Consider the following 15,839-nt stretch of genomic DNA (forward strand, 5'->3'; position numbering starts at 1 on the left):
ACTCTTTAAAACTTAAATCGTGCAACTTGCACTAAAATAACAATCCAACCAATAATAAAACATAATCCGCCAAGCGGTGTTATTGGCCCAAGCCACTTCATTCCGCTAAGGGCAAGTAAATATAAGCTGCCACTAAAAAGTAATGTTCCAGCTATAAAAAAGCCACCAGCCCAACTTAAGTTTATTCCCCATTTAATTAAAACGGCCACTGCAATAAGCGCAAGGCCATGAAACATTTGATACTCAGCAGCCGTTTTAAATACGCCCAGAGAATATTCAGATAAACGACTTTTTAAGCCATGCGCAGCAAACGCTCCTAACATAACCGACAGCATACAAAAGAGACTTCCGGTCATTAAAAATAGTTTGATCATGGTTGCTCCACTATGTGTTTTATAAATTTAACAGTACTAAACGCCGCTGCTTTGAGATTTTCTTGTTCAGTTACTCCACTTTTTTTACGTGGTTTTAAAGAATGATCTCCATCGGTCAGCCAAACAAAACTCGGCTGTTTAGGCATAGCGATAGTTTTAAGCTCTTCACGTGTACCAAATGTATCTCGCTCACCTTGCAATACTAAAAATGGGCAATGAATATCGCCAAAGTGCTCTGTGCGAAGTTTCTCTGGTTTTCCTGGCGGATGAAATGGGTAACCAAACGCAATAACGCCTTTAACGGGCTGCTTAGTCGTACATGCAAGCATGGAAGCCATCCGTCCACCCATTGATTTACCACCTATGAATAAGGGTAAATTTGGCTGCGTTTGCGTTAAAATTTGCTCATAATAAGTCAGTAACTTAGGGGCGCGTTCAGGCGGTCTACGTTTGTTGGTTTGTTTTGCAATTTGCATATATTCAAAGTCAAACAAACCTACATCTATGCCTTGCTCGCTTATAACTTTTGCCATGTATTGCATAAAATCAGAATCGCTACCTGCACCGGCACCATGCGCAAATACAAACTGTGCAATAGCGGGTTGTGTTGTACTTTTAAACCACTCAATCATTATTAATACTCTTGTTCTTGCTCTACTAAGCTTAACATCCACTCTTTAAACGACACTATTTTACCTAGCTCTGTTTGCGACTCTCGAAGCACTAAATAATAAGCATTTTTACTCTCTAGGCTGTGACTAAATGGAATCACTAAGCGCCCTGCGTCTATGTCGGGCTTAGCCAACACACTGTTACCAATAGCAACACCTTGGCCATGTACCGCCGCTTGCAACACCATAGATGAGTGACTAAATATAGGCCCTTGGTTAACTTGAACGTTTCGCACGCCAGCGGTTTTCATCCAGGTTTTCCAATTTTTACGCGTGGTATCGTGTAGTAAGGTGTGGTGTGCTAGATCACTCGGTTGATCAAGTGGTTTAGGGCCGCTTAACAGCATTGGGCTACACAGTGGTACTAAATACTCTGTATGGAGCTTATATGCCTGTACTCCACTCCAATGACCCCGCCCATAGTAAATAGCAATATCTACATCATCTGATAAAGAGTTTTCGTCTTGATCTTGCGCTTTTATTCGCACATCAATTTCAGGATGTAGTTCATTAAACAGGCTCAATCGAGGTACGAGCCATTGAATAGCAAAGCTAGGGGTTAAGCTCACCGTTAAAGAACCCTTTGCGCCACGTGCTAACAGTTTTTCGGTGGCATCAATAAGCTGAGTAAAAATTTCTTTAATATCTAAAAAATAGCCCTGGCCTTCTTCAGTTAATAATAAAGAGCGATTTTTACGTAAAAACAACTTTAAGCCTAAATGCTCTTCGAGTGTTTTTATTTGATGACTAACTGCTGCCTGCGTAACGTAGAGCTCTTCTGCCGCTTTAGTAAAACTTAAATGCCGCGCAGCCGCTTCAAAGGCTTTTAATGCGTTTAATGGAGGAACCCGTCTTGACATAGTCACCAAGCTTAGAATTAGTTTTTCTTATGCGTAAGATTATATACACCATCTATGTGTGTGTATATTAATGGCATAAAAAAAGCGACCTGAGTCGCTTTTATTCTATCTATTTAAAGGTAATTAATTATAAATCACTGGCACTCGTATCAAGCGGTGCAAAGCTTTTAATTAAATCGTCTACTGCTTTCATTTGCGATAAGTAACCTTCTAATTTACTAAGTGCAAGCGCACATGGGCCATCACACTTAGCTTCGTTAGGGTTTGGATGCGCCTCAATAAATAAGCCTGCAATTCCAAGTGCCATGCCACTGCGAGCAAGCTCAGCAGCTTGAGCACGACGACCATCAGCCGAATCTGTACGACCCCCTGGGCGTTGTAATGCATGCGTTGCATCAAAAATAACAGGCGCCATTGCTTTCATGTCATCCATACCTAACATATCAACGACTAAGTTATTATAACCAAAGCTAGAACCACGCTCACACAAAGCAACATTGTTGTTACCCGCTTCATTAAATTTAGTAATGATATGACGCATTTCATGTGGTGCTAAAAACTGTGGCTTTTTCACATTAATAATCGCACCTGTTTTAGCCATTGCTACTACTAAGTCAGTTTGACGCGCTAAGAAAGCAGGTAACTGAATTACATCAACCACTTCTGCCACAGGCGCAGCTTGATGTGCCTCGTGTACATCGGTGATTAACGGAATATTAAAGGTATTTTTAATCTCTTCAAATATTTTTAAACCCTCTTCCATACCTGGACCACGGTAAGAATTAATTGAAGAGCGATTTGCTTTATCAAACGATGCTTTAAATACGTAAGGAATATTTAGTTTTGTGGTTACTTCAACATAGTGCTCAGCAATGCGCATAGCTAAATCGCGCGACTCTAATACGTTCATACCACCGAACAATACAAATGGCTTGTCGTTTGCCAGTTCAATTTCGTTAATATTAATTACTTGGTTGTTCATTTTCATTCCTTAAGGTGCAACTGCTTGCATCATTAATCCACAAATATAAGCCATATAAGTACCTACACCATATCCTAGCACTGCTAACAATACGCCAACAGGCGCAAGCGACGGGTGAAATGCCGACGCCACAACAGGAGCCGAAGCTGCACCGCCCACATTAGCTTGCGAGCCTACGGCCATATAAAATAATGGCGCTTTAATCAATTTTGCCACAATAAGCATTAAGCTTGCATGGGTTAACATCCATATACCACCAATTAAAAATAACCCTGGGTTACTAAATATAGCGGTTACATTCATATGTAAACCAATTGAGGCAACTAAAATATATAAAAAACTTGAAGCTACTTTTGATGCACCAAAGGCTTCGATTTGCCTTACTTTAGTAAATGACAAACTAATACCAATCGTGGTTGAAATAACGATTAACCAAAAGAACTTACTGTTTAAGCTGTACTCTTTAGCCCATGCATAGTTATTAGCGAAAAACGGCCCTAAAAAGTCAGCGCAAAAGTGAGCCAAACCAGTAATACCAAATGCAATGGCAATAATGGTCATGTAGTCATTGAGAGTTGGCATACGCGCATGTTCTGCATGATACTTTTCAACGCGGTTTTTAAGATCTTCAATCGCCGTGGTATCAGCGCCCGTAGCAGCATCAATTTTTTTATGATTAGCCGCCATTAACAATAAAACAGCCATCCAAATATTTGCCACAATTACATCAACTGTAACCATAACTGAAAATATATCGCCGCCTACCTCAAACATCTCTTTCATTGAGGCTTGATTTGCACCACCACCAATCCAACTTCCCGCTACAGTAGTCATACCGCGCCAAACAGCATCAGGGCCGTGCCCTCCCACTAAATCAGGATTAAATACACTCACTACCAAAATAGATAGCGGCCCGCCAATTACAATACCTAGCGTACCCACTAAAAACATAATAAGAGCCTTAGGGCCTAAATTTAAAATCGCTTTTAAATCAATACTAATAGTGAGTAATATTAAACACGCAGGTAATAAGTAGCGTGATGCAACATAATAAACATTTGAGCTATGACCATCGACAATACCAAAGGTATTTAATAACGAAGGTAGAAAGTAACACAGTAATAATGCTGGTACGTATTTGTAAAATGCTTTTAGTTTTGGGTTTTCACTGCTTGAGGTTTTAAATATAAACCCCAAAATTATAGCAAGTAAACCAAGTACAACAGCATCATTAGTAATTAATGCAGTGTGAGTATCAACCATAGTTGTTCCTATTATTAATGGTGTGTTTTATTATTATCTTCTAGTTCTTCAATTTGATGTTGGATTATCTCTATTGCAGGATCATCTGGGCATTCATCAACAAAAAACTGTAAATCGTCACGTGCCATTTTAGGGCAATCTAGCTGGTTGAGTAAGTAACCTCTATCGCGTCTCTCATACGGATCGTCGCCTAATAACTCCATTAGCATCTCTACACAGGTTAAAGCGTGACCAAATTTATTTTCACTAATAAAAGACCACTTCTGCTGGGCTAAGAACAGTTTGTATAATTCTTCATCAAAAATCAGCTCTAAAGGTTCTTGTTCTTGGCCATTTTCTTCATCCGCATTTTCAGGGATTATGTACCAGCTTTGCTGACCACTACTTGGTTCAATTATATAACCTTCTTCATCACTAATTGTAACGTGCACCCCTACATCACCTTGACTGATACTCAAATTGGCATCAAGGTTTGCTTGTTGTAAAAAATGACAAAGCAAAATAGCTAACGTAGTTGGTGTGCCACTGCGCATTGATAGCGTATAACTTAGAGTGTTAAGTTTATACTCTGGTACTTTTAAACTTGAAGCGCTAAATAACCAATCGCTATAAAATACATCTAATAATTTTTCCAGACGATCGTGCTCATCACTTACTTTTAAACACAGCGCTGTAATTTGCTGCTCAAAGTCAGTTAGCGTTTCAAAACATGGAGTTAAATCTATTTGAGGGTCCCATTTTGACTCAGCTTTAATACAGCGATAAATCGCTGGTGGTGTAAAATCATCATAAGCGTCGTCAAGATAAGATTCATCGTGTTCATCAAACCCGAGGGTAGTCATTCATACTGCAACAATTTAGAAAACGAGGGCGTAGTTTACCTAATTTTAAAGGCAGTTACCAATAGTGTCATGGTTTGAGTTTATCAAAATAGGAGTAAAACTTGGGCTTTACTCAGTAGCAAAGCCCAAGCAATTGCATGATTTAGCTTAAAGCAATAAAGCAGATTTAGACGTTGCTAAATAACCAATCGCTAAAATAACAGCACTGTTTGCTAAAACATATATAATTTTAGCAACTATATTAGTTTGCCTTGCGCTTTTAGCGCCAATTGCAATGTATATAACAACTAATACTATTTTTTCTAACAGCCAAAGCTGTTCAAATGGATTAATTTTAGCCATAAAAACAAGAGTAAGTGCAGATACTAATAAAAGTGTATCTATACTGTGGCTACCAATCATTACCACTTTATTTTTTGCTAATTTACTATTACCCATTCGCGAAAAAGCACGAACATAAAATAAAATCACACTCAATAATGCAATAGCCATGTGCGAGTGCTTTACTGCTAAATAATCCATATACCTCTATTCTTCTGTTTAATAAATTTAGTCAGGGTAACGGTTAAGAACCGCTTCTAACTCATTTAGCTTTTCATTAAACACTTCGACCATTTTAGGTTCAAAGTGCGTACCTTTTTGACTGTTAATTTCGTCAACCACATTTTGTAATGTCCAAGGTTCTTTATAACACCGTTTATGGCGTAGTGCATCGTATACATCTGCAAGTGCAACAATTCGACCAAAAACGTTTATTTCATCTCCCTTTAACCCCTGGGGGTAACCAGAGCCATCCCACTTTTCGTGGTGCTCTTTGGCTATAACCGCACCAGCACTGACAATTTCATGAGGAGAATCCTTTAATATAATATAACCTTTATCTGTATGGGTTTTCATTACTTCCCATTCTTGGTCATCTAACTTAGCAGGCTTATTTAATACCGCATCCGGAATACCCACTTTACCTACATCGTGCAGTGGTGACGCAAGTCTCACTAGATCGGCATCATGCTTAGAAAGCCCATACCCCAGCGCTAATATATGGCAAATATGCGCAACGCGTTTAACATGGTTACCTGTTTCAGTTGAGCGCTGTTCAACAGCTTCACTGAGTCTGTATACAAGCTCTTGCTGCGTCGCTTCGATTTCAGATTGCAGCTGTACATTTTCAAATGCTAGCTGTACATTTTGAGAAAAAATCTCGATTAAATGTTGTTGCGTAGATGATAAATCTTTTGGTATTCCTGAAATAAACAACATCGAGTTGTGATTGTACTCACTGCTGCAATATGCAAATAAGTAGTTATCTTTATAAATAATACTTTTTTCATTAAGCGCTTGTTGGCAGGCGCTTAATTGCTCTGCCTGTAAAACATCCTCAAGCTCTTTACCTTCACTTTGCTCAAAATCACCGGTTCCCGAGCACACTATGAGCTTTTTATTATCTTCCTGCTCAGGGTTTTGGGCAACTAACGTTGTGGCGTACATAGCCTGATCGGCAATACCTAATAAAGACGTTAATTGTTGCATAACGCCTTCAATAAAGTTTTCTATCGAATGAGCTGAGAAGATATCGCGAGAAGCGGTGATTATTTTTTCAAGCCCTTCACGAGATTGCTCAATTGAAATAATATCTCGGTATGAGCGTAAGCTCGACATAATCACAGTAAACAGCTTTTGGGCTGTAAGTTCTGTTTTTGATTTGTAATCGTTAATATCATAATTAATGATAACTTGACGTTCTGGAGCTTGGCCTGGCTGACCCGTTCTTAAAATAATTCGTATATGATTATTTTTAGCCTCTTCTCGAATAAATTTGGCAACTTGCAAACCAGCATCATCGGTTTCCATTACTACATCAAGTAGCACAATGGCGGCGTCAGGATGCTCTTTAACGAGCTCTTTTGCTTCTGCCCCCGAGTAAGCACTAATAAATTCTAAACGTTTGTCTTGAAATTCAAAGTCACTCAACGCAAGTTTGGTAACAGCATGAACTTCAGGCTCATCATCAACGATTAATACTTTCCAAGTACCGTGTTCAATCTCACTGATCGACTCTTCAGGTTCATCTGAAAATAAAAAATCACCCATCATAATAGGAATTCCTTCATGGCATTATTTAACGCACGAGTAGGCAATTATTATTCTTTAGGGCCACTGTGCAAGCGTTACACGGTCATTGTTACCAAAATCTTTCACTGTTTTAATATCTATAAACGCCATTTGTTTAAACAAATAACGAACAGCTTCAGCTTGTTCAAAACCATGTTCTATTAAAAGATAGCCACTAGATAGCAAATAGTCACGTGAATGTGAAATTATTTGTTTAATATCAGACATTCCGGCTTCATCAGCCACTAATGCAGATAACGGCTCAAACCTAACATCACCTTGATTGAGGTGTATATCATCTTGCTCAATATAAGGAGGGTTAGTAACAATTAAATTAAACTTCTCACCTTGCAAAGCACTAAACCAATTACTTTGTTTAACCTCAACATTATTTATGCCAAGGCGCTGCTGATTTTTATTAGCAAGTGCAACCGCGTCAGTAACTTTATCTACCGCTACTATTTGCCAATTAGGCATTTCACTGCCTAATGCAAGTGCTATTGCACCAGTTCCCGTGCCTAAATCAAGTACTTTTGCCTTATCGGGCATAACCATGTTTAATGCGCATTCAACCAAGGTTTCAGTATCAGGGCGAGGAATTAGCGTTGTTGCATTTACTTCAAGTGACAAGCTCCAAAATTCACGCAGCCCAGTTATATGTGCTACTGGCTCACCTTTTAAACGTCTTTGAATAAATACATTAAATTGTGATTGCTGATCATCACTAAGCTCATGCTCTGGCCAAGTAAAAAGGTAGCTGCGGGGTTTTTGAAGTATATGAAGAAGTAAAACTTGTGCATCTAATTTGGCGCTTTCGCTGCTAGATGCTAATAAATCGGCACCAGCAGCGACTGCTTGTTCAAGAGTGAGGGCCACTATTAATCGTCGCCCATTGCAGCCAATAAGTCAGCCTGATGCTCTTGCATTAACGGATCTACAATTGCACCTAAATCTCCCGCTACTACTTCATTTAAGCGATACAGCGTTAAATTAATACGGTGATCGGTAATACGACCTTGCGGGTAATTGTAAGTACGGATACGCTCAGAACGATCACCGCTACCTACTAAGTTACGACGCTCAGAGGCCTCTGCAGCATGACGTTTTTCGTCTTCAGCTTGTTGCAAACGCGCAGAAAGAACTGACATCGCCTTCGCGCGGTTTTTATGTTGCGAACGTTCATCCTGACACTCAACCACAACGCCTGTTGGTAAATGCGTAATACGGATTGCTGAGTCAGTTTTATTTACGTGCTGACCACCAGCGCCCGACGCTCTAAATGTATCTACTTTTATATCGGCGGTATTAATTTCTATCGCTTCCGCTTCTGGTACTTCAGCCATTACTGCCACAGTACATGCAGAAGTATGCACGCGCCCTTGCGATTCGGTTTCTGGTACACGTTGAACACGATGTACGCCCGATTCAAACTTAAGCTTACCGTAAACGCCTTCACCACTAATATTCGCGATTACTTCTTTATAACCGCCGTGTTCACCTTCGTTAGTAGTAACTACCTCAAGTTTCCATTTTTGCGTTTCAGCAAAACGGCTGTACATTCTAAATAAGTCACCCGCGAATATAGCCGCTTCATCACCGCCAGTACCTGCACGTACTTCTAAAAATACATTGTTATTATCTTTAGGATCTTTAGGTAACATTAATACTTGAAGTTCGTCTTCTAGCGTCAAAATTTGCGCTTTAGCTTCTTTATATTCTTCTTGCGCCATTTCACGCATATCAGGGTCTGAATCTTTAAGCATTTCTTCAGCACTGGCTAAATCATCTTGTGTACCCTTGAACGATAAAAACGTCTTAACGATCTCTTCAAGCTCCGAATACTCTTTAGATAACGCACGAAAACGGTTTTGATCACTAATGACCGACGGGTCGCTTAGTAGCGCTTGTACTTCTTCATAACGCTCTACTAAGGTTTCTAACTTATTATAAACAGACTCTTTCATTTAACGGTTATTCCTGATCAATACCTAACATTTTTTTCAACTGGTTTAGCTGTGCCACTTCACCTTTTTTCGCTGCATCTTGAATGGCACGGGTAGGCGCGTGCATTAAGCGATTGGTTAATTTATTGGCGAGCTCTAATATAATTTTTTCTGCATCTTTACCTGTATTTAGCTGACTAACAGCACGCTCTACAAGTTCTGATTTAATTGTTTGTACATCATTTCGATAGTGGCGAATTAAATCCACCGAATCGAGCGAGCGCATCCACATTGCAAATTCTTTGGTGCGTTCGCTAATAATTATTTGTGCTTGCTGTGCAGCTTGCTCTCGAGCGGCCATATTCTCGCTTACAATGGCTTGTAAGTCATCAACGGAATATAAATAGGCGGCATCAAGCTCCCCTACTTGGCTTTCAATATCACGAGGAACTGCAATATCTATAAATAGCATAGGTTTATGACGGCGCTGTTTTAATGCCTGCTCAACAACACCCTTACCTATAATTGGTAACGTACTGGCTGTCGAACTAATTACAATATCGGCGTTGTGCAAACGCTCAGGTAATTGCGCTAAAGCAATAACATCTGCCGACACTTCGTCGGCTAAACCACGAGCACGCTCAATGGTTCTGTTAGCTACCGTAATATTTTGCGGCTCATTTTGGTATAAATGCTTAGCAACTAACTCTATCGTTTCGCCGGCACCAATTAATAAAACATTCGTTTTATCAAGCTTACCGTAAATATGCTTTGCTAAATTAACCGCGGCGAACGCCACCGATACCGCACTTGCGCCTATATCAGTTTCTGTTCTAACTTGTTTAGCAACCGAAAACGTTTTTTGAAACAACCTATCAAATGTAACGCCTATCGCATCATGCGTTTTAGCACTAAAAAAAGATTGCTTAATTTGCCCCAAAATTTGCGGCTCGCCCAGCACTAAAGAATCAAGTCCACACGCAACACGCATTAAATGATTTATAGCAGCGTTACCTTCATGACAGTAAATATTTTTACTCAGTTCATGTTCATCCAAACCATGGAAACTGGCAAGCCACGATAACAGTGTTTGGGAATTTTGCTGAGCAAGGCTACAATAGATTTCGGTTCGGTTACAGGTAGACACAATAACCGCTTCATTAAAGTCGGCATGGCCACTTAATTGTTGCAACGCCTCTGAAATTTGCTCAGGCGAAAAAGCCACTTTTTCACGTAGTTCTACGGATGCGGTTTTGTGATTTATACCTAGTGCTATTATGGTCATATTTGCCAAATATTGCTGAGCCCTACTTTAAAGGCGGCAATTTTACCAAAAATCAGCGGAATATGGAAAGTAAGGAACAACATTTGATTCGACAATATTTGATTTTATTCATGTTTTTTTTGTTTTTAGGGGGCTGTGCTCATCAAATTGATACAAAAACAACACTTTATGATGATTGGAAACCACGCCTTACTGCGCAAAAAACGTGGCAAGTAGAAGGAAAACTTGCTTTTATAAGCCCAGAAGAACGCCAATCTGCAAACTTAAATTGGCAACAAACAAAAAAATCTAACAATTTAATTTTGACCACATTTATTGGCACTCGTATTTTATCACTCAAGCAATCGGTAAATGGGGCTGAGCTAGAATTTGATGGTGATGAGTATTTTGATACTAATGCCTCAGCACTTTTAAAGCGCTTAACAGGTTTTACTTTACCGGTTAATAATGCAGATAATTGGCTAAAAGGCACTATAGACGATCAAAGTTTAGTGGTTGATGAACGAGGGCGCGCCAAACAGGTATTGTGGTTTGATAAAACAGGTAAGAAGTGGCAAATAGATTACGGTACTTATATTCAAAAAAATGGTTATTGGTTACCAACAAAGCTCACTTTGAAGCACCAACAAATAAAAATTAAAATTCAACTCTACGATTGGCAATTTAATTAATACCAATCCGCATAATTAAGTGAGCTATTTTGAGGGCGGATAAACGTGTTGATAGCAAGGCAAAAAATTCGCTATTTAGTCGTTCTAAATAAGAATTTTTTAACGCAGATAGCGACACGTTTAGCCCCTGAAAATGATTAAGTATTATTGCGGATTGGTATAACCCAAATTGGGTTAAAAGATTAACTAACTTAGTTGAATCGTAAAACATTTAAACTTATTTTTCTCTAGTCAGATATTTTCAGTGCACGCATAATAAATTTACGCATTAAAGCTTTCCTACTCAGGGTAGCCTTAACGCAGTTAGTACTGAGGATAGCAACGCGAGATAGATTCATTATCTAAATTTCAGGTTATTTTAAGCATGAATAGCACAACTTCTTTTTCTGTTATTGCTCCTGCAAAACTCAATTTATTTTTACATATTAATGCCCGCCGGGATGATGGCTATCACGAACTAGAAACCTTATTCACCTTTTTAAATTTTGGTGACACCCTGCATTTTGAATTAACTAATGATGCGAATATTTCTATAACAGGTGATACTAAAGGCATACCCTTAACTGATAATCTAATCTATAAAGCAGCGCATTTATTACAAACCCACAGCAAAACCTCCTTCGGCGTAAAAATAAATTTAACTAAACGTTTGCCAATGGGAGGCGGTGTTGGAGGGGGTTCTTCAGATGCAGCAACAACATTATTAGCGCTAAATAAAATGTGGTCCCTTGATTTAGACTTAACAGAACTCGCCAAATTAGGCCTTCAATTAGGTGCAGATGTACCGGTGTTCATTCAAGGTAAAAGCGCCATAGCACACGGTATTGGAGAACAATTACACCACGTAACACTTGAGAAAAAATGGTACTGTGTTGTTCATCCAAATCAGCACGTAAGTACGGCAAAGATTTTTACCCATCCCGATTTAAAACGCGACACACCAAAAATTATTGGCAACTGGCAGCAGCATAGTTTAAGTAATGATTGTGAGCCTTTAGTTAAAAAGCTTTGCCCCGAGGTTGAAAAAACCCTTCAGTGGTTGCTAAAATACGCCCCGTCGAAGATGACCGGAACAGGTTCATGTTGTTTTGTAGAATTTGCAAGTCAAGTTCAAGCACAAGATGTACTTGATAATCTCCCCCATACTTGGCAGGGTTTTGTCGCTTCTAGCGCAAATGTCTCACCTGCTCATACGGAGCTAACCGCCATATTCGATCAATGAAGTAACGTACAAGTAATCATAAGTTAACCTCTAGTGGTAATTATCATTATTGGTTAGTCCAAAAATTCAGTGCCTGAGGAACCCTACCGTGCCTGACATGAAGCTCTTCGCTGGTAACGCAACACCTGAGTTAGCTCAAAAAGTTGCAAAACGATTATATATTGAATTAGGCGATGCTGTTGTTGGCCGTTTTAGCGACGGTGAGATCAGTGTTCAAATAAATGAAAATGTTCGTGGCTCGGATGTTTTTATATTGCAATCAACCTGTGCCCCTACAAACGATAACCTAATGGAACTTATCGTTATGGTTGATGCTCTACGTCGTGCATCTGCAGGTCGTATTACTGCCGTCATTCCTTATTTTGGTTATGCGCGTCAAGATCGTCGTGTACGCTCTGCTCGTGTTCCAATTACCGCTAAAGTTGTTGCCGATTTCTTATCAAGTGTAGGTGTTGACCGTGTTCTTACGGTTGATTTACACGCAGAACAAATCCAAGGCTTCTTTGATGTACCAGTAGATAACGTATTTGGTAGCCCTGTATTACTTGAAGATATGGAAGAACGTGATTTTGAAGACGTTGTTGTAGTATCTCCAGATATTGGCGGTGTTGTACGTGCGCGTGCAATTGCAAAACTACTACACGACACAGATTTAGCAATCATCGATAAACGTCGCCCACAAGCAAACGTTTCTCAAGTAATGCATATTATTGGTGACGTAGAAGGTCGTGATTGTATTATCGTAGATGATATGATTGATACCGGTGGTACATTATGTAAAGCCGCTGAAGCACTTAAAGAACATGGCGCAAAACGCGTATTCGCATACGCAACGCACCCTATTCTTTCTGGTAAAGCAGCAGAAAACCTACGTGATTCAATGATTGACGAAGTAATTGTTACCGACTCAATCCCGCTATCTGACGAGCTTAAAGCCCTTGATAAAGTGAAGGTGCTTACGCTTGCTGACATGTTAGCAGAAACTATTCGTCGTATTAGCAACGAAGAATCTATCTCAGCGATGTTTGAACACTAAGATTAAGCATTTTTGAGTATAAAAGCGCCTTTTGGCGCTTTTTTTGTAAGCGATGTTTATTTTGTTGGGGTGCGGTGGTATGATAGCGCGCCTTTTGGCTAGGGACCTTGGTCGCAAAGGCCCTAAACTTTTAAATAATTGGAGACATCATGTCTAACACAACTTATACATATGACGCTGAACTTCGCGTAGAAACTGGTACTGGTGCGAGCCGCCGCCTACGTCGCGAAGACAAAGTTCCTGCAATCCTTTACGGAGCTGACAAAGAAGCTTTATCTCTTACTTTTGCTCATAAAGATATGATCAAAGCACAAGAAGATGAAGGTTTCTACACTCATATTCTTACACTTAACGTAGGCGGCGAGAAAGTTGAAGCTATCTTAAAAGATATTCAACGTCACCCATTCAAGCCTAAGCTTACTCACCTTGATTTCCAACGTGTAGACGCAACTCATAAACTTACAACTAAAGTTCCTCTTCACTTCATCGGTGAAGAAATCGTAACTAAAGCTGGCGCAACTGTAGTTCACCAGTTAACTGAAGTTGAAGTTTCTTGTCTTCCAAAAGCACTTCCAGAATTCATCGAAGTAAACGTTTCTGAGCTAGTTGTTGGTGATTCAATTCACATCTCTGATCTTGCTTTTCCAAAAGGCGTTAGCTCAGTTGAACTAGGTAAAGGCGAAGGCCACGATCAGTCAATCTTGACTATCAAAGCTAATAAGTCTGCACCAGTTGAAGACGACGCTGCAGACGCTGCTGAATAATATTTAAGGTTCGCACCTTGAATTCTATTCAAATGCTTGTGGGCCTGGCTAATCCAGGCCCCGAATACGCAAACACACGCCACAATGCAGGTGCTTGGTTCATCGAGCAACTCGCTGCACGCTATAACTGCACCCTAAAACACGATCCTAAATATCACGGCCTTACTGGCAAAGTGATTATCCAAGGCCAAGAATTCAAATTATTGATCCCCACTACTTACATGAATCTAAGTGGCAAAGCGGTCGGTAGTTTAGCTAATTTTTTCAAAATCCCCGTGGAAAACATTTTAGTAGCTCACGACGAATTGGATTTAGACCCAGGCGTTGCCAAATTAAAAAAAGGTGGCGGACACGGCGGTCATAATGGTTTAAAAGACATTATTGCTAAAATGGCAAATCAAAAAGACTTTATGCGTTTACGCATAGGTGTAGGTCATCCGGGGCATCGTGAAATGGTTACTGGTTGGGTGCTTGGAAAAGCAGCCAAAGAAGACCAAGAAAAAATGGATGCCGCTGTTGATGAAGCAGTTCGCTGTATGGAAATACTTGCAAAAGACGGTGTGTTAAAAGCACAAAACAGACTACATTCTTTTAAACCATAATCGTTTAAACGAATCTTAACAAGGTATCTTACTATGGGTTTTAAATGTGGCATCGTTGGCTTGCCTAACGTTGGTAAATCAACGCTTTTCAATGCACTAACTAAAGCGGGTATTGAAGCCGCTAACTTTCCTTTTTGTACCATTGAGCCTAATACAGGTGTGGTACCTGTGCCAGATCCTCGTCTAGACGAGCTTGCTAAAATAGTAAACCCGCAACGCATTCTTACTACAAGTATGGAATTTGTGGATATTGCAGGCTTAGTAAAAGGTGCATCTAAAGGTGAAGGCTTAGGTAACCAGTTTTTAGCAAACATTCGTGAAACGGATGCAATTGGCCATGTAGTACGCTGTTTTGAAGATGAAAACGTAATACACGTTGCAGGTACTATTGATCCTGCTGACGATATTGACGTAATTAATACTGAGCTTGTACTTGCTGATATGGATAGTGCTGAAAAAGCAATTTTCCGTAATGCTAAAAAAGCAAAAGGCGGCGATAAAGACGCAAAAGAGCAAAATGCTGCGCTTGAAAAAGTAAAAGTACACTTAGATGAAGGCTTAACGCTTCGCTCTTTAGAATTAACTAAAGAAGAAAAAGCAGCAATAAGCTCTATTAACTTTTTAACTATCAAGCCAACAATGTACATTGCAAACGTTGCTGAAGATGGTTTTGAGAATAACCCACTACTTGATCGTGTTCGCGCTATAGCAGAGTCAGAAGGCGCTGTTGTTGTTCCTGTGTGTGCAGCAATCGAATCTGAGCTATCTGAGCTTGATGACGAAGATAAACTTGAGTTTATGGCTGATCTTGGCTTAGAAGAGCCTGGTCTTAATCTTGTTATTCGTGGTGGTTATGAATTACTACAATTACAAACTTATTTCACTGCAGGTGTTAAAGAAGTGCGTGCATGGACAATCCCTGTTGGTGCTACAGCGCCACAAGCAGCAGGTAAAATCCATACCGACTTTGAGCGTGGCTTTATCCGTGCACAAACTATCGCTTATGAAGACTTTATTGGCTTTAAAGGTGAAAGCGGTGCAAAAGAAGCGGGCAAAATGCGTCAAGAGGGTAAAGAATACATTGTTAAAGATGGCGATGTTATGAACTTCTTATTCAACGTTTAATAAAGCGATTGAAAAACCAAAAAGGCTCGTGTTTACGAGCCTTTTTTGTATCCTTTACTATATCCTCAAGACCCAAACGTCTCTTTA

At 39.7% G+C, this 15,839-nt stretch carries 17 protein-coding genes; 6 read left to right on the forward strand and 11 right to left on the reverse strand.

Features of this window, described 5'->3' with window-relative positions; genetic code table 11:
- Positions 1-5: 5 nt before the first annotated feature.
- From J8L71_RS07075 to hemA, 11 genes are all read right to left on the reverse strand, one after another.
- On the reverse strand, positions 6-374 hold the full coding sequence (locus tag J8L71_RS07075; RefSeq protein ID WP_210999933.1) for a DUF423 domain-containing protein: 369 nt from the start codon (positions 372-374) through the stop codon (positions 6-8).
- Positions 371-1,006, reverse strand: coding sequence for an alpha/beta family hydrolase (locus tag J8L71_RS07080; RefSeq protein ID WP_210999934.1), 636 nt, complete (start codon positions 1,004-1,006; stop codon positions 371-373). Before J8L71_RS07080 ends, J8L71_RS07075 begins: the two co-directional genes overlap by 4 nt.
- 2 nt (positions 1,007-1,008) lie before the next feature.
- Positions 1,009-1,905: a transcriptional regulator GcvA gene (locus J8L71_RS07085; protein WP_210999935.1), complete on the reverse strand. Its 897-nt coding sequence runs from the start codon at positions 1,903-1,905 to the stop codon at positions 1,009-1,011.
- A 127-nt stretch (positions 1,906-2,032) separates the two neighbouring features.
- A complete protein-coding gene (gene kdsA / locus J8L71_RS07090; RefSeq protein ID WP_210999936.1) occupies positions 2,033-2,887 on the reverse strand; it encodes a 3-deoxy-8-phosphooctulonate synthase in 855 nt (284 codons plus the stop codon).
- Between the two features lie 9 nt (positions 2,888-2,896).
- On the reverse strand, positions 2,897-4,150 hold the full coding sequence (locus J8L71_RS07095) for a DUF819 family protein (RefSeq protein WP_210999937.1): 1,254 nt from the start codon (positions 4,148-4,150) through the stop codon (positions 2,897-2,899).
- Between the two features lie 14 nt (positions 4,151-4,164).
- Positions 4,165-4,992 (reverse strand): tetratricopeptide repeat protein, encoded by an 828-nt coding sequence (locus J8L71_RS07100; RefSeq protein WP_210999938.1) that lies wholly within the window; start codon positions 4,990-4,992, stop codon positions 4,165-4,167.
- A gap of 147 nt (positions 4,993-5,139) precedes the next feature.
- A complete protein-coding gene (locus J8L71_RS07105; RefSeq protein WP_210999939.1) occupies positions 5,140-5,514 on the reverse strand; it encodes a SirB2 family protein in 375 nt (124 codons plus the stop codon).
- Positions 5,515-5,541: 27 nt separating this feature from the next.
- The gene (locus J8L71_RS07110; protein WP_210999940.1) at positions 5,542-7,086 is read right to left on the reverse strand and encodes a response regulator; all 1,545 of its coding nucleotides are present in this window, start codon (positions 7,084-7,086) and stop codon (positions 5,542-5,544) included.
- A gap of 54 nt (positions 7,087-7,140) precedes the next feature.
- On the reverse strand, positions 7,141-7,980 hold the full coding sequence (gene prmC, locus J8L71_RS07115; RefSeq protein WP_210999941.1) for a peptide chain release factor N(5)-glutamine methyltransferase: 840 nt from the start codon (positions 7,978-7,980) through the stop codon (positions 7,141-7,143).
- A 2-nt stretch (positions 7,981-7,982) separates the two neighbouring features.
- A complete protein-coding gene (gene prfA / locus J8L71_RS07120; protein WP_210999942.1) occupies positions 7,983-9,068 on the reverse strand; it encodes a peptide chain release factor 1 in 1,086 nt (361 codons plus the stop codon).
- A gap of 7 nt (positions 9,069-9,075) precedes the next feature.
- A complete protein-coding gene (gene hemA / locus J8L71_RS07125; RefSeq protein WP_210999943.1) occupies positions 9,076-10,332 on the reverse strand; it encodes a glutamyl-tRNA reductase in 1,257 nt (418 codons plus the stop codon).
- Between the two features lie 83 nt (positions 10,333-10,415).
- On the opposite strand from hemA, the gene lolB reads away from it, so the two are divergent.
- The 6 genes from lolB to ychF all read left to right on the forward strand — a co-directional run bounded on the left by lolB (position 10,416) and on the right by ychF (position 15,752).
- Positions 10,416-11,003: a lipoprotein insertase outer membrane protein LolB gene (gene lolB, locus J8L71_RS07130; RefSeq protein ID WP_210999944.1), complete on the forward strand. Its 588-nt coding sequence runs from the start codon at positions 10,416-10,418 to the stop codon at positions 11,001-11,003.
- A 364-nt stretch (positions 11,004-11,367) separates the two neighbouring features.
- Positions 11,368-12,225: a 4-(cytidine 5'-diphospho)-2-C-methyl-D-erythritol kinase gene (ispE, locus tag J8L71_RS07135; protein WP_210999945.1), complete on the forward strand. Its 858-nt coding sequence runs from the start codon at positions 11,368-11,370 to the stop codon at positions 12,223-12,225.
- An 88-nt stretch (positions 12,226-12,313) separates the two neighbouring features.
- Entirely contained in the window at positions 12,314-13,261 is a 948-nt protein-coding gene (locus J8L71_RS07140; RefSeq protein ID WP_138683549.1) for a ribose-phosphate pyrophosphokinase, read from the forward strand.
- A gap of 149 nt (positions 13,262-13,410) precedes the next feature.
- A complete protein-coding gene (locus J8L71_RS07145; RefSeq protein ID WP_058547454.1) occupies positions 13,411-14,025 on the forward strand; it encodes a 50S ribosomal protein L25/general stress protein Ctc in 615 nt (204 codons plus the stop codon).
- A 17-nt stretch (positions 14,026-14,042) separates the two neighbouring features.
- Positions 14,043-14,627, forward strand: a complete 585-nt coding sequence (pth, locus tag J8L71_RS07150; RefSeq protein ID WP_058547453.1) for an aminoacyl-tRNA hydrolase — start codon at positions 14,043-14,045, stop codon at positions 14,625-14,627.
- Positions 14,628-14,660: 33 nt separating this feature from the next.
- On the forward strand, positions 14,661-15,752 hold the full coding sequence (gene ychF / locus J8L71_RS07155; protein ID WP_058547452.1) for a redox-regulated ATPase YchF: 1,092 nt from the start codon (positions 14,661-14,663) through the stop codon (positions 15,750-15,752).
- Positions 15,753-15,839: the final 87 nt, after the last annotated feature.

Origin of the sequence: Pseudoalteromonas sp. MMG007 (assembly GCF_018100985.1) — a bacterium.
Classification (GTDB): Bacteria; Pseudomonadota; Gammaproteobacteria; order Enterobacterales; family Alteromonadaceae; genus Pseudoalteromonas.

Excerpts from the sequence above, each read along its gene's own strand:
- kdsA (WP_210999936.1), bottom strand. The coding sequence starts at position 2,887 with ATGAACAACCAAGTAATTAATATTAACGAAATTGAACTGGCAAACGAC.
- J8L71_RS07080 (WP_210999934.1), bottom strand. The coding sequence starts at position 1,006 with ATGATTGAGTGGTTTAAAAGTACAACACAACCCGCTATTGCACAGTTT.
- J8L71_RS07145 (WP_058547454.1), top strand. The coding sequence starts at position 13,411 with ATGTCTAACACAACTTATACATATGACGCTGAACTTCGCGTAGAAACT.
- J8L71_RS07100 (WP_210999938.1), bottom strand. The coding sequence starts at position 4,992 with ATGACTACCCTCGGGTTTGATGAACACGATGAATCTTATCTTGACGAC.
- J8L71_RS07095 (WP_210999937.1), bottom strand. The coding sequence starts at position 4,150 with ATGGTTGATACTCACACTGCATTAATTACTAATGATGCTGTTGTACTT.
- J8L71_RS07105 (WP_210999939.1), bottom strand. The coding sequence starts at position 5,514 with ATGGATTATTTAGCAGTAAAGCACTCGCACATGGCTATTGCATTATTG.
- prfA (WP_210999942.1), bottom strand. The coding sequence starts at position 9,068 with ATGAAAGAGTCTGTTTATAATAAGTTAGAAACCTTAGTAGAGCGTTAT.
- ychF (WP_058547452.1), top strand. The coding sequence starts at position 14,661 with ATGGGTTTTAAATGTGGCATCGTTGGCTTGCCTAACGTTGGTAAATCA.
- ispE (WP_210999945.1), top strand. The coding sequence starts at position 11,368 with ATGAATAGCACAACTTCTTTTTCTGTTATTGCTCCTGCAAAACTCAAT.
- hemA (WP_210999943.1), bottom strand. The coding sequence starts at position 10,332 with ATGACCATAATAGCACTAGGTATAAATCACAAAACCGCATCCGTAGAA.
- J8L71_RS07085 (WP_210999935.1), bottom strand. The coding sequence starts at position 1,905 with ATGTCAAGACGGGTTCCTCCATTAAACGCATTAAAAGCCTTTGAAGCG.
- J8L71_RS07110 (WP_210999940.1), bottom strand. The coding sequence starts at position 7,086 with ATGATGGGTGATTTTTTATTTTCAGATGAACCTGAAGAGTCGATCAGT.
- J8L71_RS07075 (WP_210999933.1), bottom strand. The coding sequence starts at position 374 with ATGATCAAACTATTTTTAATGACCGGAAGTCTCTTTTGTATGCTGTCG.